Annotated in this window: 21 protein-coding genes; 5 read left to right on the top strand and 16 right to left on the bottom strand. The window is 71.6% G+C overall.

What is annotated here, in order from left to right:
* Positions 1 to 1,440, top strand: coding sequence for a glycoside hydrolase family 3 N-terminal domain-containing protein (locus BJY18_RS04285; protein WP_184777827.1), 1,440 nt, complete (start codon positions 1 to 3; stop codon positions 1,438 to 1,440).
* A 4-nt stretch (positions 1,441 to 1,444) separates the two neighbouring features.
* On the opposite strand, the gene BJY18_RS04280 is transcribed toward BJY18_RS04285, so the two are convergent.
* Both BJY18_RS04280 and BJY18_RS04275 read right to left on the bottom strand, forming a co-directional pair.
* Complete coding sequence (locus BJY18_RS04280) at positions 1,445 to 2,440, bottom strand: zinc-dependent alcohol dehydrogenase (RefSeq protein WP_184777825.1); 996 nt, start codon at positions 2,438 to 2,440, stop codon at positions 1,445 to 1,447.
* Positions 2,441 to 2,460: 20 nt separating this feature from the next.
* Positions 2,461 to 3,249 carry a helix-turn-helix domain-containing protein gene (locus tag BJY18_RS04275; RefSeq protein ID WP_184777824.1) on the bottom strand — a complete coding sequence of 263 codons (789 nt, stop codon included), beginning with the start codon at positions 3,247 to 3,249 and terminating at the stop codon, positions 2,461 to 2,463.
* A gap of 165 nt (positions 3,250 to 3,414) precedes the next feature.
* Between BJY18_RS04275 and BJY18_RS04270 the strand changes: the two genes are divergently transcribed.
* Complete coding sequence (locus BJY18_RS04270; protein WP_184777823.1) at positions 3,415 to 3,777, top strand: nuclear transport factor 2 family protein; 363 nt, start codon at positions 3,415 to 3,417, stop codon at positions 3,775 to 3,777.
* A 321-nt stretch (positions 3,778 to 4,098) separates the two neighbouring features.
* On the opposite strand, the gene BJY18_RS04265 is transcribed toward BJY18_RS04270, so the two are convergent.
* Positions 4,099 to 4,680, bottom strand: a complete 582-nt coding sequence (locus BJY18_RS04265; RefSeq protein WP_184777822.1) for a MerR family transcriptional regulator — start codon at positions 4,678 to 4,680, stop codon at positions 4,099 to 4,101.
* Positions 4,681 to 4,934: 254 nt separating this feature from the next.
* Between BJY18_RS04265 and BJY18_RS04260 the strand changes: the two genes are divergently transcribed.
* On the top strand, positions 4,935 to 5,567 hold the full coding sequence (locus BJY18_RS04260) for a TetR/AcrR family transcriptional regulator (RefSeq protein ID WP_184777821.1): 633 nt from the start codon (positions 4,935 to 4,937) through the stop codon (positions 5,565 to 5,567).
* 262 nt (positions 5,568 to 5,829) lie between these two features.
* Here the strand turns inward: BJY18_RS04260 and BJY18_RS04255 are convergent, their stop codons facing one another.
* From BJY18_RS04255 to BJY18_RS04210, 10 genes are all read right to left on the bottom strand, one after another.
* The gene (locus BJY18_RS04255) at positions 5,830 to 6,303 is read right to left on the bottom strand and encodes a bifunctional nuclease family protein (RefSeq protein ID WP_009078856.1); all 474 of its coding nucleotides are present in this window, start codon (positions 6,301 to 6,303) and stop codon (positions 5,830 to 5,832) included.
* Positions 6,304 to 6,523: 220 nt separating this feature from the next.
* Positions 6,524 to 7,282, bottom strand: a complete 759-nt coding sequence (gene ftsR / locus BJY18_RS04250) for a transcriptional regulator FtsR (protein ID WP_312873734.1) — start codon at positions 7,280 to 7,282, stop codon at positions 6,524 to 6,526.
* On the bottom strand, positions 7,279 to 7,746 hold the full coding sequence (gene garA / locus BJY18_RS04245) for a glycogen accumulation regulator GarA (RefSeq protein ID WP_184777820.1): 468 nt from the start codon (positions 7,744 to 7,746) through the stop codon (positions 7,279 to 7,281). Before garA ends, ftsR begins: the two co-directional genes overlap by 4 nt.
* 102 nt (positions 7,747 to 7,848) lie before the next feature.
* Positions 7,849 to 8,229 carry a glycine cleavage system protein GcvH gene (gene gcvH / locus BJY18_RS04240; protein ID WP_184777819.1) on the bottom strand — a complete coding sequence of 127 codons (381 nt, stop codon included), beginning with the start codon at positions 8,227 to 8,229 and terminating at the stop codon, positions 7,849 to 7,851.
* A gap of 46 nt (positions 8,230 to 8,275) precedes the next feature.
* Entirely contained in the window at positions 8,276 to 8,869 is a 594-nt protein-coding gene (gene clsA / locus BJY18_RS04235) for a cardiolipin synthase ClsA (protein WP_184777818.1), read from the bottom strand.
* Positions 8,870 to 8,949: 80 nt separating this feature from the next.
* Positions 8,950 to 9,594 (bottom strand): alpha/beta fold hydrolase, encoded by a 645-nt coding sequence (locus BJY18_RS04230; RefSeq protein ID WP_184777817.1) that lies wholly within the window; start codon positions 9,592 to 9,594, stop codon positions 8,950 to 8,952.
* 3 nt (positions 9,595 to 9,597) lie between these two features.
* Positions 9,598 to 9,921 (bottom strand): biotin/lipoyl-containing protein, encoded by a 324-nt coding sequence (locus tag BJY18_RS04225; protein WP_184777815.1) that lies wholly within the window; start codon positions 9,919 to 9,921, stop codon positions 9,598 to 9,600.
* Entirely contained in the window at positions 9,914 to 10,903 is a 990-nt protein-coding gene (locus BJY18_RS04220) for an alpha-ketoacid dehydrogenase subunit beta (RefSeq protein ID WP_184777813.1), read from the bottom strand. Before BJY18_RS04220 ends, BJY18_RS04225 begins: the two co-directional genes overlap by 8 nt.
* Positions 10,896 to 11,867, bottom strand: coding sequence for a thiamine pyrophosphate-dependent enzyme (locus tag BJY18_RS04215; RefSeq protein WP_246458765.1), 972 nt, complete (start codon positions 11,865 to 11,867; stop codon positions 10,896 to 10,898). Before BJY18_RS04215 ends, BJY18_RS04220 begins: the two co-directional genes overlap by 8 nt.
* A 152-nt stretch (positions 11,868 to 12,019) precedes the next feature.
* The gene (locus BJY18_RS04210; RefSeq protein ID WP_184777811.1) at positions 12,020 to 12,226 is read right to left on the bottom strand and encodes a hypothetical protein; all 207 of its coding nucleotides are present in this window, start codon (positions 12,224 to 12,226) and stop codon (positions 12,020 to 12,022) included.
* Between the two features lie 290 nt (positions 12,227 to 12,516).
* Here BJY18_RS04210 and BJY18_RS36285 point away from each other — a divergent pair, with 290 nt between their 5' ends.
* A complete protein-coding gene (locus BJY18_RS36285; protein WP_312873733.1) occupies positions 12,517 to 13,029 on the top strand; it encodes a hypothetical protein in 513 nt (170 codons plus the stop codon).
* 32 nt (positions 13,030 to 13,061) lie between these two features.
* Here BJY18_RS36285 and BJY18_RS04200 read toward each other — a convergent pair whose 3' ends face one another.
* Together BJY18_RS04200 and BJY18_RS04195 are read right to left on the bottom strand one after the other, a co-directional pair.
* On the bottom strand, positions 13,062 to 14,768 hold the full coding sequence (locus BJY18_RS04200; RefSeq protein WP_184777809.1) for an AMP-binding protein: 1,707 nt from the start codon (positions 14,766 to 14,768) through the stop codon (positions 13,062 to 13,064).
* A 13-nt stretch (positions 14,769 to 14,781) separates the two neighbouring features.
* On the bottom strand, positions 14,782 to 15,639 hold the full coding sequence (locus tag BJY18_RS04195) for a crotonase/enoyl-CoA hydratase family protein (RefSeq protein WP_184777807.1): 858 nt from the start codon (positions 15,637 to 15,639) through the stop codon (positions 14,782 to 14,784).
* Positions 15,640 to 15,780: 141 nt separating this feature from the next.
* Here BJY18_RS04195 and BJY18_RS04190 point away from each other — a divergent pair, with 141 nt between their 5' ends.
* Positions 15,781 to 16,680, top strand: a complete 900-nt coding sequence (locus tag BJY18_RS04190) for an alpha/beta fold hydrolase (RefSeq protein WP_184777805.1) — start codon at positions 15,781 to 15,783, stop codon at positions 16,678 to 16,680.
* Between the two features lie 10 nt (positions 16,681 to 16,690).
* Here the strand turns inward: BJY18_RS04190 and cobA are convergent, their stop codons facing one another.
* Positions 16,691 to 17,932 carry a uroporphyrinogen-III C-methyltransferase gene (cobA, locus tag BJY18_RS04185; RefSeq protein ID WP_184777803.1) on the bottom strand — a complete coding sequence of 414 codons (1,242 nt, stop codon included), beginning with the start codon at positions 17,930 to 17,932 and terminating at the stop codon, positions 16,691 to 16,693.
* Positions 17,933 to 18,027: the final 95 nt, after the last annotated feature.

Genomic DNA, 18,027 nt, shown 5'->3' with positions numbered 1-18,027 from the left:
ATGTCCGACCCCCGCAGGTGGGCCGAAGCCGTACTGCTGCCCGGGTTCGCCGGGACGACCGCACCGGACTGGCTGCTGCGCCGGCTGGCAGGCGGGCTCGGCGGCGTGGTCCTGTTCGGCCGCAACGTGGTCGACGACGAGCAGGTCGCGGCGCTGACCGCCGGCCTGCGCGCGGAACGCGAGGACATCGTCGTGGGGATCGACGAGGAGGGTGGCGACGTCACGCGGCTCGACGTCGCCACCGGCTCGTTCGTGCCGGGGCCGCTGGCGCTCGGCGCGGCCGGGGATCCCGAGCTGACCACGTCCGTCGCGGCGGCGCTGGGGGAACGGTTGGCGGCCTGCGGGGTGACGGTGAACCTGGCCCCATGCGCCGACCTGACGCTCGCGCCGGAGGACCCGATCATCGGTGTGCGAGCGTTCGGCTCCGATCCGGCGGCCGCGGCGCCGCACGTGGCCGCCTACGTGACCGGGCTGCAGAAGTACGGCGTGGCCGCGTGCGCGAAGCACTTCCCCGGACACGGCGCGGCGACTGAGGATTCTCATGTCGCCCTGCCGGTTCTTCCCCGGACGCCCGAAGAACTGGCGTCGGTCGAACTGGTCCCGTTCGCCGCGGCGATCCAGGCCGGCGTCCGTGCGGTCATGTCCGGGCACCTCGTCGTGCGGGAGTGGGGCCAGGAACCGGCAACGGTGAACCGCACCGCGCTGACCGACGTCCTGCGCGGCGAGCTCGGCTTCACCGGAGCGGTCATCACGGACGCTCTGGAGATGGGCGCGGTTTCCGGCGCCTACGGGCGCCACGACGGCCTGGGTGACGCGGCTGTCCGGGCACTCGCCGCAGGCGCCGACGCGTTGTGCGTCGGCGGTGCGGCCTTCGACGCCTCGACCTTGGACCGGATCACGGCAGCCATCGTCGACGCGGTCGCCGAAGGAAGGCTTTCCGCGGACCGCCTCGCCGACGCGGCCGCTCGCACGGCATCGCTGGGAACTTCCCCCGCCACGGCACCGCTGCGTCCGGTCGATCGCACTCTGGGGCTGGAAGCCGCACGCGCCGCGCTGCGCATCACGGGGAAACCCGCGCTCGCCGGCGCGCCGCTTGTCGTCGACGTGCGCACCGACCCGACCATCGCGGCCGGGCCGATGCCGTGGGGTCTCGGCTCGCACCTGAGCGAGCTGGTTCCCGGCACCCGGGCGCTGACGGTCGGCCCCGCCGACGCGGAGAAGGTGCTCGCGGAAGCGGGGTCGTGGCCGAGCGTCGTGGTGGTGACGCGGGAGGCGCACCGGCATCCGGCCGTCCGCGACTTCCTGGATCGATTGTCCACTGTGGATTACATCAGGGTGGAGACCGGTGTTCCGGGCCCGGTTTCGGCGGACCGGCCGCGGATCGACACGTTCAGCGGATCGTATGTGAGCCTGCGCGCGGCGGCGGAGTACCTGGCCTGAGTGCTCAGGTTCGGGGATCCACGTGGATCTTCGGGCCCGCGGTGGCTCCCGGCGGCCGCTGCCCGGCCAGGACCGCGGCGACGTCGGCCAGCCCGACGGTCGCCGCGACCAGCGGGCGGGGATCGACTTCGCCCGCGGCATAAGCGTCGATCGTCGCGCGCAGGCCGGGCGACGCGCTCAGGATGCCCACCGCGGTGATGTCCTTCAGCACCAGGTTCCGGGTGTCGACCGGGCTGGGCTCCCCGGCGAGTCCGATGTAGACGACGCGGCCCGCGGGCTGCACCAGCTCCACTGCGTGCGCCGGCGAGGCCGGATCGCCGGTCGCGTCGACGACCGCGTCGAACGGAAGTGGCGGCGGTGCGGTACCGGCGGCGAAACCCAGGGAACAGGCGAATTCCACCGACCACGGAGTGGTTCCGGCCAGATGTACCTCGCTGCCGGCCGCGCGCAGGAACAGCGCGGTCAGCAGGCCGATCGTGCCCGGGCCGAGCACGAGGACCCGCTCCCCTGCCGCGGCACGGGCCGCGCGGAAGGCGTTGCCACCCGGCTCGACCAGCGCACCGAGTGCCGGGTCGAGCCCGGCGGGGAGCTCGTGCACCGAGGTGACCGGGACCGCGAGCTGCTCGGCCAGCGCACCGTGCCGGCCGCCGCGGATGCCGACCTCCTGCCGCTGCGCGCACACATGCTGGTGCCCGCCGAGGCAGCTGCGGCACCGGCCGCAGCCGAGCATCGTGTCGCCCGTGACGCGGCGGCCCAGCCAGGCGCGGTCCACCCCGGCACCGGCCGCGGACACCGTGCCGCACCACTCGTGCCCGAGGCGCATCGGGTAGCGGGCGTGCCCTTCGGCGAGGTACTGCATTTCGCCGGTGAAGAACTCGACGTCGGTGCCGCACACCCCGGCCCGTTCCACATCGACCACGACCTCGCCGGGCGCGGCAACCGGCTCGGGCACCTCGGACACCCCGGCGACCCCGGGGCCGGTCACGACGAACGCTCTCATCCGCGGGATGGTAGCCGGGTTCAACGCTCGCGCAGGTACTCCGCGGTCCCCGGGTCAGCCGGGAAGAACGATTCGATCACCAGCTCCGCGACGGTCACGTCCAGCGGAGTGCCGAACGTGGCGATCGTGCTGAAGAAGGTCAGCTCGGCGTCGCGGTGCCGGTATCGCAGCGGCACGAAGATGTCGCCCGGGCCCGGGATCTCCACCTCGGGCACCGGCTGTGCGCACGGGTACCCGCGCAGTTCGGTGAGCAGCTCGGCGAGCACCGGGTCCGCGGTCTGCTCGACCTGGCGGCGCAGCCGGCCGAGCAGGTGCGCCCGCCACTCCCCCAGGTTCAGCACGTGCGGCGCCATGCCTTCCGGATGCAGGGTGACGCGGAGGACGTTGACCGGGCCTTCCAGCAGCTCGGGGGTAACCGCCTCGGTGAGCAGCGCGAGGCTCCGGTTGGCGTCGACCAGGTTCCAGGACCGGTCGACCACCGCCGCCGGGTACGGATCGTGGCCGGCGAGCAGCCGCCGGACCGCTTCGCGTACCACCGCCATCTCCGGTGCGGCGAGTCCCGCTTCGCCGTACGCCGGGGCGTAACCCGCCGCGAGCAGCAGCCGGTTGCGCTCGCGCAGCGGGACATCGAGGTGCTCGCCGAGGCGCAGCACCATGTCGCGGCTGGGCCGGGAACGGCCGGTTTCGACGAAGCTGAGGTGGCGCGTCGAGATCTCCGCGGAGATCGCCAGATCGAGCTGGCTGATCCGGCGCCGGTCGCGCCATTCCCTCAGCAGCTCGCCGACGGGCGCCTTCACCGTAGTGGTCACTCCGCAGACGCTACGGCCTGCTGTATGCGGTGACCATTACCTCGTGGGTAACGGCCACCGCACCGCCCGAGCACGCCGGAATCATTACCTGCCGGGTAATCGACCCGGCGCGTGGGCTCGGCCAGGCTGTGCCGCAGAAACCGTTACCGAACAAGGAGAATCCCGATGTCCGAGGCTTTGCAGCTCGCCCACCGCTACCTCGCCGTGTGGAACGAGACCGACGCGAGCCGCCGCCGTGCGCTGATCGCCGAGGTCTTCACCCCGGACGCGTCCTACACCGATCCCCTCGGCACGGCCACCGGCCACGACGCGATCGACGGTTTCATCGCCGGCGCACAGGAACAGTTCGCCGGGCTGGTGTTCAGCCTGCCCGCCGAGCCGGACGCCCACCACGACCTGGCCCGCTTCCAGTGGAACCTGTGCACCCCGGCGGCCCCGGACCCGCTGGCGATCGGCTTCGACGTGATCGAACTGGCCGACGGCCGGATCACCAAGGTGCACGGCTTCCTGGACAAAGTCCCGGCCTGAGCCGCGGTTGGGCACCGGGCAGCTGGTCCTGGCCCGGACTCCGACACAGGTTCCGGCGGCGGGCGGCACTTCGTCCGCCGCCGGGGCACCAGGTTGTGGCGGCGTGCATTTCGACTGCCACTCTTCGATCCGGCCTCGCGGGTGGATCTGGCCGTCCCTCATCCGCCCGGTCCAGACCACGAGAAGAGGTTCAAACCACTGCCTGAGAGGTTCCGGGGAGGACTTGTTCCTTCGGCGCCGAGCTCGTGGATACCGGCTCCGTCTCTCGCGCGCGGAATCGTCGACCGCGCGTTCAGTCCAGCCGCACGCCGCGGGCGGCGATCATCCGGTGCGGCGGGCGTTGCGGCGCTGGGTCAGCTCGTCCGGGACGACGGCCTCGACGACGCCGCCGTCCGCGCGCTCGGCGGGGAACTCGTGGATCGTGCCGTTGATCTCCTGCATCGCACCGCTCACCGCGATGCCGAACACGCCCTGCCCACCCTGCAGCAGATCGACGATCTCCTCCGGCGAAGTGCACTCGTACACCGTGGTGCCGTCGGAGAACAGCGTCACCCTGGCCAGGTCCCGTACCCCGCGTACCCGCAGGTGCTCGACCGCGACGCGGATGTTCTGCAGTGAGACGCCGGTGTCCAGCAGCCGCTTGACGACCTTGAGGACCAGGATGTCCTTGAACGAGTAGAGCCGCTGCGAACCGGAACCGTGCGCGGTGCGGATGCTCGGCGCGACCAGCTTCGTGCGCGCCCAGTAGTCCAGCTGACGGTAGGTGATCCCGGCGATCTGACAGGCCGCGGGCCCGCGGTAGCCGACCAGCTCGTCGGGCAGTGAGGCGTCGGGGAACAGCTCGCCCTGCTCGCCGCCGGCGACACGTTCGGGCGGCCTCTCCGGACTACCAGCCTCGACCACGCAAGCCTCCCCTCGCCCGACCTCGTCGGCCGGCGAACACAGCCGGCCGGACCCAGGAGCGGGATCGGCCGGGGAGCACCGCCACGACCGCACGCGGTCGGCGAATCACATCGTGGCGATTTACCGCCTTCGACGGTAAGGCCGCGCCGCGGGCCGGTCAACGCGACGCGCGGCGCACCTCAAGCCGGTGTCGAGAGTTGGCCCGTTCGCCGTACGGGATGACACGTATTACTCATACGTGTTACTTTTTACTCATGCAAGTAACCCAGAACAGTCAAGCCGAACTCGGCCTGAGCATCACCGAGGCCACCACGCGGGCGCAGATCATCGGGGCGACGATCGCGACGATCGCCGACCACGGCTACGCGCGCACCACGTTCGCGCGCATCAAGGAACGCGCCGGGCTGAGCAGCACCCGGCTGATCTCCTATCACTTCACGAACAAGGCCGGCCTCATGCAGGCGGTGCTGAGCACTGTGGTCGAGACCAAAACGCAGTATCTGCAGGAGCGCAGTACCGGCATCGACCCGGGCGACCGGGCCGCGAACCTGCGCGCCTACCTCGAAACATCGGTGGCGTTCCTGCGCGACTACCCCCAATGCGTGCGGGTGCTGGTCGAAATGGCCGCCCACACCGACGACCACGACGGCTGGTCGATGACCGGCGTGATGCTCAGCCAGGTGCGCACCGGATTCGTGCAGCGGCAACTGGAGCAGGGCCGCCGGGAGGGTGCCTTCGGCGACATCTCCGCGGAGGTGGTCGCACTATCGATCGCCCACGCCGTCGACGGGGTCGCGGCCGCCTACGCGGCCGACCCGTCGATCGACCTCGACCGGTACGGCCGCGAACTGGCGGATTTGTTCGAACGCGCCACCGCCCCACGATGACCTCGTGCCTCGGTCACGGCGGCGGTCTTCCCGGCGGGCAACTCCATCGCCGGGAAGCCCACCGCCCGCGGCGCTACGTCACGACACTGCCTCGCCTACACCCGGAATCCGGCCTGCGGCCCATCGTCCGAGTGACCTGGCCCGCAGCTCATGGCCAGCGCGGTCGAGCGAAAATCCCGCCTGCGCCATCCGGGAGACCCGGGCCAGTCGAACCGCAGCTGGCATCCGGGAAGCGGCGACCCACGCCTGGCCGGCGGGAGGGTCAGGTGTCGGCGCCGCGGAAGTCTTCCGGGGAGACCGAGTCGAGGAACTCGCGGAACTTCTCGACCTCGTCCTCCTGCTCGTCCGGGATGATCAGGCCCGCCTCCTCCAGCACCGCGTCCACGGCGTGGATGGGCACCCCGATCCGCAGCGCCAGCGCGACCGAGTCGCTGGGGCGCGCGGACACCCGGATGTCACCGTCGAAGACCAGTTCGGCGAAGAACGTGCCTTCCTTGAGGTCGGTGATCACGACCTGTTCCAGCTCCCGGCCGAGCGCGCCGATGACCTCTTTGAGCAGGTCGTGCGTCAGTGGCCGGGCGGGTCGGACTCCCTGCTGCTCCAGTGCGATGGCGGTGGCTTCGACCGAGCCGATCCAGATCGGCAGGTACCGCTCGCCCTCGGTCTCCCGCAGCAACAAGATCGGCTGATTCGCGGGCAGTTCGACCCGCACTCCGACGACGCGCATCTCGCTCATCGGGCTTCGCCTCCCTCTCGTGCACACGGGCTGCAGCGCTTGCGACGTACTCGCGCCGTTGCCTCCGACGCTACCCGTCATCCGGGCGCTGTGCTCGCTCGTGGCGGACATTCTCGGTTCGCGGCGCCGCAAACCGTCTCTCACGGTACGGCATACGGCGGCGAACATTCAGGCATTGACAGGTGCGGCGAACCGGTTCTCACCGTGCGGGAGCCCGGGCTCAACCGCCGGCGACCCCGCGGATGCCGGCCTTCACGAGCAGCGTGTGCAACGTGACCGACAGCGCGGCGAGCTCCCGGACCACCTCGTCCGCGCGGGCTTTGGCGTCCGTGTCACGATGCCGGTACATCGGGGTCACGATCTGCTCCAGCAGGCCCACCTCGCGGTCGGCGGCGGCGCGGAAGGCACGCAGGTGCCTCGGCTCGATCCCGAATTCGGTCAGCGCCCGCGCGGTCCGCGCGATCGGCACCGCCTCCGGCCCGAAGAACCCGGCCGGACCGGGCCGCAGCAGGCCGTACTGGCACAGCTGCCCCAGTACCTGCTCGTCGATCCCGGCCTGCTCCAGCAGGTCTTCCTGGGTGAGCCGGGCATCCGGGCCGGGCTCGAAGTCCGCGGCGACGGGCAGTCCGCCGGAACTCGGATCACCCAGCGGGACGAGCCGGCGCGGCAGCCGCGGTGCCGGCTCGTCCGGCGCGGTCCCGGCGTCCGCGGCGTCCAGCTGCTCCTTGATGACCTTCAGCGGGAGGTAGTGGTCGCGCTGTGCGGACAGCACGAACCGCAGGCGCTCCACGTCGGCCGGCGCGAACTGCCGGTATCCCGAGGGCGTACGGCCCGGCCGGACCAGACCTTCCGCTTCCAGGAACCGGATCTTGGAGATGGTGACATCGGGGAAGTCGCCGCGCAGCTGCGCGAGCACCGCCCCGATGCTCATCCCGTCGCGCCGGGCCTGGTCACGACCGGGCTGGCCGGCCGCCGTCACTGTGCCCCCTGGCCCCCGTGGCCCGGGCCGGTCAGGAAGACCAGGCGGAACTTGCCGATCTGCACCTCGTCACCGCCGGCGAGCACGGCCTGGTCGACCGGCTCCCGGTTGACGTAGGTGCCGTTGAGGCTGCCGACGTCGATCACGACGAATTCGCCGCCCTCACGCCGGAATTCGGCGTGCCGGCGGGAGACCGTGACGTCGTCGAGGAAGATGTCGCTGTCCGGATGCCGTCCCGCGCTGGTGGTGTCGCGGTCCAGGAGGAAACGCGACCCCGCGTTGGGTCCGCGCTTGACGACCAGCAGGGCGGAACCCGGCGGCAGGGCGTCGACGCCCTGTACCGGTGCCTCCGCGGCCGGCCCGGACTCCTGGCCTTCGACATCGGCCAGGAAATCGGCCCGGAAGACAGAGGTCCGCTCCGGAGACTGCTCCGGGGGAACGCCGGGCCCGTCGTTCGTGCTCACCTGAGCTCTCCTCTACACAAGATGTTGCCATCGACCAAGAACGTGTGGCTGTCAACGTACCGTGCCTGATCGGTCCGGGACCTCGCGGCTCCCCCGAAACCCTCAGCCCTGCACGAGCGCCCGGTACGCCTCGGCGTCGAGCAGCGTGTCCGGGCTCGCGGGGTCTGCGGGCCGGAGGTCCACCAGCCACCCTTCGCCGTACGGATCGGAGTTGATCAGCTCCGGCGATGCGACGACCGCGTCGTTGACCGCGACGACCTCGCCGGCCACCGGCGCGAACAGCTCGGACACGCTCTTGGTCGATTCGACCTCGCCCAGCGCGTCCCCCGCGCCGAGCTGCCTGCCCACCTCGGGCAGGTCGACGAACACCACGTCGCCGAGCTGGTCCTGGGCGTACTCGGTGATGCCCACGCGCACGAGCGAGCCTTCCCGGGCGACCCACTCGTGTTCCTCGGTGTAGCGCAGCTCTTCCGGAGTGGTCAAGGCCCTCCCCTTCCTGGTGCCGGACTTCCTGGCCGGTCATCTTCCCTCACCGCGTGCGCATCGCGCGCACCGCCTGTACCACGTACAACACCCCTGACCAGAGGTAAAGCACCCCACCCCAGATCATGAACGCGTACGCGATCGGCCGCGCGACCGCGGCGACCGTGGAACCGCCCTGGGTGAGCAGCAGGAACGGGAACGCGTACATCAGCACGAACGTCGCGCCCTTGCCGATGTAGGTCACCTCAGGCGGAGAGAACCCGCCGCGGCGCAGCACGAGCACGCAGATCCCGAGCACCAGCTCCCGCAGCACGAGCGGCACCACGACCCACCACGGGATGATGTCGCGCAGCAGGAAGGCGACGAGCGTGGCGAGGATGTAGAGCCGGTCGGCGGCCGGGTCGAGCAGCGCCCCCAGCCGCGACATCTGGTCGAGCCAGCGGGCGAGCTTGCCGTCCAGCCAGTCGGTGAGCGCGGAGAAGATGAGCACGCCGAGTGCCCAGCCGTCCGCCTTCGGCCCGAGCAGCAGCCACAGGAACACCGGGACTCCGGCGAGCCGCAGCAGGGACAGCAGGTTGGGGACGTTGAGCGCCTGCCGCCAGAGGGAGGGCTCGGTCTTGGGCTCGGGGACCGTGGTCACGCGTTCAGCCTAGAGTGACCGTTCCGGGCCCGGACGCAGCCGTCCCCACGGAAACAGGCCGCCGAGTCGCGCGGGGCCACTCAGCGTGCGAAGAAGTCCAGCGCGGCCTGCTTGAACCGCCTGCTGGACACGGCGTTGAAGTGGTTGCGCCGCTCGAGCGAGACGAACGGAGCGTCCATCGACGCGGCGAACTCCGGGGCGTCCACGGCCACCTCGTCGGTTTCGCCCGCCGCGAACAGCACCGGGCACGGCGGCGCACCCTCGAGCCGGTGACCGGCCACGGCGTCCGCGCAGGCTTCGAGATCGCCGCCGGACAGCGCGGCCTGGACGCGGGCCAGGTCCGCCCGGTCGACGGCCGCGCCGCCGATTCCGCCGAGCGCCAGCCTGCCGATCCGTCCGGGCGCGAGGCGGGCCAGCTCCCAGCCCACGAGGCCGCCCATCGAGTACGTGACCGCGTCCACTTCGGACAGTCCGGCCTCGTCCAGTACGGCCAGGACGTCCCGCGCCAGCCCCCGCGGCGAGTACCCCGACGCCGGCCTGCCGCTCTGCCCGTGTCCACGCAGGTCGACCAGCACGTGGCCGCTGTCCTGCACGGCACGCACCCATCCGGTGCGTACCCAGGTGCTGTCGCTGTCGGAGGCGAACCCGTGCACGAACAGCACCGGACGCGGACCGGGGGCGGTGTCGTACCAGAGCTTGGACCCGTCTGCCGCGGTGGCGAACACGGCTCAGTCCTCGGGCAGGGTCAGCCGGACCCGGCGTTCGGGCTTCTTCTCTTCCGGCACCGTGCCGACGATCCCGGCCCGCTCGTCGTCCACGGTGAAGGTGACCAGCGGTTCGCCGACCGCCAGCTCCTCGTCCGCGCCGACGTGCAGCCGCGTGACCCGGCCCGACTGCGGCGACGGGATCTCGACCGCCGATTTGGTGGTCTCCAGCTCGACGAGCGGGCTGTTGCGCTCGACCCAGTCGCCCTCGGCCACGAGCCATTCCAGCACCCGGGCGCTGATCAGGCCCTCGCCGAGGTCGGGCAGGGGAAAGGTCGCTTCAGCCACGGCGGTACTCCAAGGTCTTCTGGACGGCGGTGAGGACACGGTCGGCGCTGGGCAGGTACTCGTCCTCGAGCACACCGGAGGGATAGGGCACGTCGAAGCCGGTGACGCGCTGGACCGGCGCGCGAAGCTCCGCGAAACACCGCTCGGTGATCAGCGTGGACACCTCGGCGCCGAGCCCGGCGGTCAGCGGTGCCTCGTGCACCACCACGGCACGGCGGGTGCGGGCCACCGATTCCGCGAGTCCGGCCGCGTCGATCGGCTTGAGCCACCGCAGGTCCACCACCTCGAGTTCGACCCCGTCCTCGGCGGCGAGTTCGGCGACCTGCAGGCAGCGCGCGACCATCGCACCCCACGCCACCAGCGTCGCGTGCTTGCCCGGCCGCACGACCCGGCTGGTCCCGGCCGGGAGCGTTTCGGCAGGCGCGGTCGGGTCGAACGCCTCGCGCTGCCAGTACCGCGACTTCGGTTCCAGGAAGATCACCGGATCCGGATCGGCGATCGCCTGCCGCAGCAGGTGGTAGCCCTCGGCGGGCGTGGACGGCGAGACCACCTTGAGCCCGGGTACGTGCGCGAACAGCGCCTCCAGGCTCTCGCCGTGGTGCTCCGGCGCCTTGATGCCGCCGAAACTGGGCAGGCGCAGCGTGATCGGCATCGCGTGCACCCCGCGGCTGCGGTAGTGCATACGGGCGACCTCGTTGACGATCTGGTCGATCGCCGGGTAGCAGAACCCGTCGAACTGGATCTCCGGCACCGGCCGCCACCCGGCCATCGCCAGCCCGACCGCCATGCCCATGATCCCGGCCTCGGCCAGGGGCGTGTCGAACACGCGCTGCTCGCCGAACTTGGCACGCAGCCCGTCGGTCACCCGGAACACCCCGCCGAGCGTGCCGACGTCCTGCCCGAAGACGAGCACCCGGTCGTCGTCCTCGCACGCGTGGCACAACGCGAGATTCAGGGCCTGCTGCAAGGAGAACTCAGACATCCAGGGACTCCTTCCACACCCGCTGCTGCTCCAGCAGCGCCGTCGTGGGCTCGCGGTAGACGAACGAGAACAGCTCCTCGGCAGGTCGTGGTGTGAGCTCGAGCAGTCCCTTCCGGACCTGCTCGACCACCTCGTCCGCGTGCCGTTCGGCTTCGGCGACTTCGACCTCCGGCAGCCGTCGCGCGGCGCGAGCGATCGGGTCGCGCTCGCTCCAGGCCCGCTCGTCGGCCAGGCTGCGGTAGCGGCCGGGATCGTCGGAGGTCGAGTGCGGTCCGAGGCGGTAGGTCATCGCCTCGATCACCGTCGCCCCGCCGCCGTCGCGGGCCCGGTCGAGCGCGGCCCGCGTCGCCTCGAACACCGCCTCGACGTCGTTGCCGTCGACCCGGACGCCTTCGAGGCCGTAGCCGGCGGCGCGGGCAGCCACCGAGCCGCCGGCGACCTGTTGCGTGGTCGGCACCGAGATCGCCCAGCCGTTGTTCTGGCAGAAGAACACCACGGGCAGCCGGTAGACGCCGGCGAAGTTCATCGCCTCGTGCACGTCGCCCTGCGAGCTCGCCCCGTCGCCGAAGTACGTGATGGCCGCGCCGCCGGTTTCGTCCAGCTTCGCGCCCATCGCCCAGCCCACCGCATGCGTGACCGGTCCGCCGACCACCGCGTTGAACGGCGCGAGCCGCGCGGCCTGCGAGTCGTACATCCCGCCGTGCCAGATGTTGAGGTGCGTCGAGAGGTAGGCGACGAGATCGACGTCCATCGCGACCGCGACGCCGAGCTCGCGGTAGGTGGGGAAGGCGAAGTCGCGGGTCAGATCCAGGGCGGCGGCACTGCCCACCTGGGCGGCCTCCTGCCCCTTCGCCGGGGCGTACGCGGGAAGCACGCCCTGGCGCTGCAGCGCGATCGCTTCTTCGTCAATCCGCCGCGCGAGCAGCATCGAGCGGTGCAGCCGGCGAAAGCTCACATCGTCCATGCACGAAGCTTCCGCAGACCGGGCCGGACTGTGCAAGTGTCCCTGTTTCAGCTGGTCACTTTGCACGATCCGGCAAGCGATCACCGGTGTTCACTGGACACTGTGTCCAGCGGGCTCCCGCGCCGTTCACCGTGCGACGCGGGGCCGGATCGTCAGCTCGCGCGGCGGTGACTCCAGCCACGGCGCTTCAGCTCGGCGGTCCGCAGGGCTTCGGGGCGGCCCCGGCCGTCGCGGCCGACCCAGCGGTGGCGGCCGGTGCCGGTCTCCAGGACGTACGGACGGCCACTGCACCACACGACACTGCACGGCGCGGTGGGCGGTTCGGTCGGCTGCGGGGTGGTGGCGGCTTCGGTGCTCATACTGTGTGCGGCTCGTGCTTCCTGACGCTGAACGGCGCGTCGACGGTGGGTTCGGGGATCCGGGCGCAGCGGGTGCGTCCGTCCGGTATTTCGGCACCGGCCCGGCTCGCGTTAACGAACCGGGCCGAGATTCGTCCGATCGATTCGCCCGGGCAGCACGGGATTTCACGATGTGAAACCATCCGTATGTCCACTGTAGACGAACGGCGGCGCGCCGGTCCCCCGCCGCTGCCGGGGTGCGGTCCGCTGACGGGCGACAATGGCGTCCAGACCCCGGCGAAAGGACCCCGGTGCGCCCGTCGAAGATCGTGTCCGGCCCGTTCTGCGCGGCCGCGCTGCTGCTCGCCTGCACCGCCTGTTCGGGGGATCCAGCCCCGCCGACGGCGGCTCCTCGGGCACTGTCCGCAACCACCGCCGCGCCGTCGCCGAGCACGCACGCCCCTCCCCCGCTGCCCGCGACGGCGGAGCCCACCCCGAAACCGACTGGGAAACCCACCACCACACCGGGCACCGCGAAGGCGTCCGCCGCACCGGCTCCCGGCACCTGCGGCACGGTGACCGCGGCCAGCGGGCTCACCCTCTACGTCTACGACCCGGAAACGGTGCCGTGCGGGCAGGCGCTGACGCTGGTCAAGGACTTCCACGAGGCCATCACCGGCCGGCAGGGCTCCGGCTCGAACGAGGCCGTGGACGCGACCGTCGACGGCTGGCGGTGCACCTCCGGCCCACCCTCCGCGCAGGGCGGCACCACCTGCGACAAGGGCGCGCAGACGGTGTTCGCCGCGGTGGTGCCTGCCGAATAGCCCGGCACCACCGCGGTCAGGACGTCAGGGAGTCAGGACTTCAGGTCCGGGAAGTCGTCCTCGCGGAACTCCTCCGCGGGCCGCTGCCCCTCGTGTTCCCGTCCGCGCAGCTCGACCCGGCGGATCTTGCCGGAGATCGTCTTCGGCAGCTCGGCGAACTGCAGCCGCCGGATCCGCTTGTACGGCGCGAGATGCTCCCGCGCGTAGGCGAAGATCGCCCGCGCGGTGGCGGCGTCCGGCTCGTGGCCGACGGCGAGCACGACGTAGGCCTTGGGCACCGCCAGCCGGATCGGATCCGGCGCCGGCACGACCGCGGCCTCCGCGACCGCCTCGTGCTCGAGCAGCACGCTCTCCAGCTCGAACGGCGAGATCCGGTAGTCGGACGCCTTGAACACGTCGTCGGTGCGCCCGATGTAGGTGAGGTAGCCGCGTTCGTCGATCGAGCCGACGTCGCCGGTGTGGTAGTAGCCGCCGGAGAACGCGGCCGAGGTGCGCTCGTCGTCATCGGCGTACCCGGCCATCAGGCCCACCGGCCGGTGCTCGAGGTCGAGGCAGATCTCGCCCTCCTGCGCGCGCTCGCCGCTGACCGGATCGACCAGGGCCACCACGAATCCGGGCAGCGGCCGTCCCATCGAGCCCGGTACGACGTCCTGGCCCGGGGTGTTGGCGATCTGCACGCTGCTCTCGGTCTGCCCGAAGCCGTCGCGGATGGTCCGGCCCCAGGCCTTCTCGACCTGCTCGATCACCTCGGGGTTGAGCGGCTCCCCCGCGCCGACGACCTTCCGCGGCGGCGTGCGCAGCGCGCCGAGGTCGGCCTGGATCAGCATCCGCCACACCGTCGGCGGCGCGCAGAAGCTGGTCACGCCGCAGCGGTCCATCTGTGCCATCAACGCGGCCGCGTCGAAGCGCGTGTAGTTGTACAGGAACACCGTCGCCTCGGCGTTCCACGGCGCGAACACGTTGCTCCAGGCGTGTTTGGCCCAGCCCGGCGACGAGATGTTGAGGTGCACGTCGCCCGGTTCCAGCCCGATCCAGTACATTGTGGACAGATGGCCGACCGGATAGGACACCTGGGTGTGCTGGACCAGCTTCGGCTGCGCGGTGGTGCCGGAGGTGAAGTACAGCAGCAGCGGGTCGGCCGCGGCGGTGACACCGGCGGGGGCGAACTCCGCTGGCTCGGCGTAGGCGGTCGAGTAGGCGTGCCAGCCGGGCACCGGCTCACCCACCGCGATCCGCGTGTAGTCACCTTCGACGCCGGCGAACTTCTCCGCGTCGGCCGAGCGCACCACGACGTGCCGGGCGTGCCCGCGGGCCACCCGGTCGGCCAAGTCCGCCGGCCCGAGCAGGGTGGAAGCCGGGATGATCACCGCGCCGAGCTTGATCGCGGCGAGGATGGTCTCCCACAGCTCGCCCTGGTTGCCCAGCATCAGGATCAGCCGGTCACCGCGGGTGACGCCGAGCCGGCGCAGCCAGTTCGCCACGCGGTCCGAGCGCTGCGCCATCTCCGGGTAGGTCCAGCGGTTCTCGGTGCCGTCCTCCTCGACGATCCACAGCGCGTACCGCTGCGCGTTCGCCGGATCGCGGGCCACCACGTCGAACCAGTCCAGTGCCCAGTTGAACTCCGCAGGCCGTGGCCAGGCGAAGTCCCGGTAGGCGGTGTCGTAGTCCTCCCGGTGCGCCAGCAGGTAGTCGCGCGCCTCCCGGAACGTCCGGTGGCCCGCCGAAGCGCCGTTGCTCACGTCGTACCCTCTCTCACTCGCCCTTGAACTCGGGTGCGCGGCGCTCCAGGAACGCCTGGATCGCCTCCTGCAGATCCTTGCTCGGCAGGAACGCGGAGTTCCACGCCGCGACGTACCGCAGGCCCTCGGCGACCTGCCGTTCGGTGTTGGCGGCCAGCACCTGCTTGGTGCCCTGCACGACCAGCGGCGGGTTGTCCGCGATCTCCGCGGCCAGTTCACGCGCCTTCGCCAGCAGGGTGTCCTGGTCCGGGTACACCTCGTTGACCAGGCCGATCCGCTCCGCCCGTGCGGCGTCGACGTCCTTGCCGGTCAGCGCCAGTTCGCGCACGTGGCCCTCGCCGATGATCGAGCCGAGCCGCTGCAGGCTGCCGATGTCCGCGACAATGGCGACCTTCACCTCGCGCACGCTGAACTTCGCGTCCGCGCTGGCCAGCCGGACGTCCGCGGCGGTGATCACGTCGACGCCGCCGCCGATGCACCAGCCGGACACCGCGGCGATCACCGGCTTGCGGCAGGCGGCGATGGAGCTGACCGCGTCCTGCAGCCGGCGGACCTCGCCGTGGAACTCGGTACGCGGCCCGGCCAGCGCGTCCCCGGCGAGCAGCGGTGCCCAGCTGCCCATCATCGCGGGCAGGTCGAGGCCATAGGAGAAGTGCTTGCCGCTGCCGGTCAGCACCACCGCGCGCACCCGCGGGTCGGCGTCCAGCGCGGCGAACACCTGCGGCAGTTCGCGCCAGAAGTCGGGCCCCATGGCGTTGCCCTTGCCGGGGCCGAGCAGCCGGACCTCGGCGACCGGACCGTCGAGGCCGACTTGGAGGGAGACCAGCTCGGGCAGGCCGGCGACGGGCTGGGTGGCATCAGGTGCGCTCATGCGGCCATCTTGACTCATCCGGCCCGCCCCGGCTCATCCGGTTGACACTGTGCCAACTGACACCGTGCCAACGCGGCCGGGGGATGCTTTCCTGGAGATCCACCGAACGCGGCCCGCCCGCACCGGCGAAAGGCAGGTGACATGCCCCCGTCTCCGACCCCGGCTTCGATCCCCGCTTCCGCACCCGCCGAGGACGTGCTCGTCCCGGTTCCCGGCGAGCCCCGGCGGACCCGGCCGATCGAGCTGTCCGGCTCGTTCCGCCACGACGGGCACCGGCTGTGCTACACCGAATTCGGCCACGGCGAACGGGTCGTGGTGCTGATGCACGGCATCATGTTCACCCGGCGGATGCACGCGCCGCTCGCGCGCCGGCTGGCCCGCGCGGGCTTCCGCGTGATCACTCTCGATCTGCTGGGGCACGGTGACTCGGACCGGCCGACGCAGTCGTGGCGTTATTCGATGCCGGCCTTCGGCGAGCAGGCCCTGGCGTTGCTGGACCACCTGGCTCTGCCCGACGCGGTCGTCGGCGGCACCTCACTGGGCGCGAACGTGGCGCTGGAGGTCGGCGTCCGCGAGCCGGAGCGGGCGCGGGGACTGCTGGTCGAGATGCCGGTGCTGGACAACGCGATCGTGGCGGGGCTGCTCACCTTCTCGCCGCTGCTGTTCGCCGCGCGGTTCCTGCCGGTGACCGTACGCGGGGTCGCGGCCGCGGCGAACCTCGTCCCGCACGGCAGCCAGTGGGTCGACGTGATCACCGACACGCTGTCACAGGAACCCGAGCCGATGGCCGCGCTGCTGCACGGGGTGCTGTTCGGCCGGATCGCGCCGCCGAAGTCGATCCGCCGCGGAATCACCACCCCGGCGCTGGTCATCGGGCACGAGGGCGATCCCATCCACCCGTTCGGCGACGCCGGCAGCCTGGCCGGTGACCTGCCGAACGCGGAGTTCGTCCAGGCCCGCAGCCCGGTCGAGCTCCGCTTCGACCCGAAACGGCTGACCGCGGCGATCCGCGACTTCGCGTTCCGCTGCTACCCGTCCTGAGCGCGGGCCCTCACGGCAGCTGCTCCCCGTCCTGAGCGCGGGTCAGGGCGGCGACCGGGCCGAACACGATCACCGCGGGCGGCCGTACCCCGGCGGCCGCGGCGTCCTCGACGATGCCGGTCAGGGTGGAGCGCAGTACGCGCTGGGTGCGCATCGTGCCGTCCTCGACGACCGCGACCGGGGTGTCCGCCGGCCGTCCACCCTCCAGCAGCGCCTTCGCGAACAGCGGCAGCCGTTCCACTCCCATCATGAGCACGATCGTGCCGCGCATCCGGGCGAGCGAGGACCAGTCGACGAGCGAGCGGTCGTCTCCGGGCGCGACGTGTCCGGAGACCACCACGACCTCGTGCGCCACGCCGCGGTGCGTCACGGGTACGTCCGCGACCGCGGGGACGGCGAAGGCGCTGGTGATGCCCGGCACCATGGTCACCGGCACGCCGGCCTCGGCGCAGGCCTGCACTTCTTCGAAACCGCGGCCGAACAGGTACGGATCGCCGCCCTTCAGCCGGACGACGAACTTCCCTTCGCGAGCCTTGTCGATCAGGGTGCGGTTGATCACGTCCTGGCTCGCCGCGCGCCCGTACGGAATCTTCGCCGCGTCCACGACCTCCACCTCGGGCGCCAGCTCGTCGAGCAGTTCACGCGGCGCCAGCCGGTCGGCCACGACCACGTCGGCACGCGACAGCAGCCGGCGGGCTCGAACGGTGATCAGGTCGGGATCACCGGGGCCACCGCCTACCAGGGCGACGCCGGGCATCTCCTGCTTCGAGGCAGCCTGTGCACGGTCATCGTCGACAGTGCCCGCGTGGAGACCGTCGAGGATGCTGTCCCGCACCGCGGCGGAGCGCAGTGGTTCGCCGCCCGAGAGCACACCGAAGAGCAATCCACCGTGCCGCCCGGTCGCCGGGGTCACTGCGCTTCCGGACTCACCCTCGTCCGCGCGTACGCAGAACACACGCGCCCGCTCGGCTTCCGCGCACACCGCGGCGTTCACCTCGGCACTGTCGGTGCAGGCGAGGGCGTACCAGGCCTCGGCGAGGTCGCCGTCGGCGTAGCCGCGCCGATGCCAGACGAGTTCGCCCGCGTCAGCCATCGCGCCGACCGCCGGAGTCGTGTGCGGCGAGACCAGCTCCACGCGCGCACCCGCGCGTAGGAGCCGTGGCAAGCGGCGCTGGGCGACCGAGCCACCGCCGACCACCACGACGCGGCGGCCGGCGAGCTGGAGGCCGGAAAGGTAGTGCGGGTCGTCCATGCCGGAAAGTCTGCCTGGTCACGACCCGCCCACCCGCACACCCCCTCCCGTGCGCCTCGTGAGTGCCGACGCCGAGGAGAACCGGCGTCGGCATT

This window comes from Amycolatopsis jiangsuensis, from assembly GCF_014204865.1.
GTDB lineage: Bacteria > Actinomycetota > Actinomycetes > Mycobacteriales > Pseudonocardiaceae > Amycolatopsis > Amycolatopsis jiangsuensis.
Note: the sequence above shows the minus strand (reverse complement) of the source record. Positions and strands in the feature narration are given on the sequence as shown.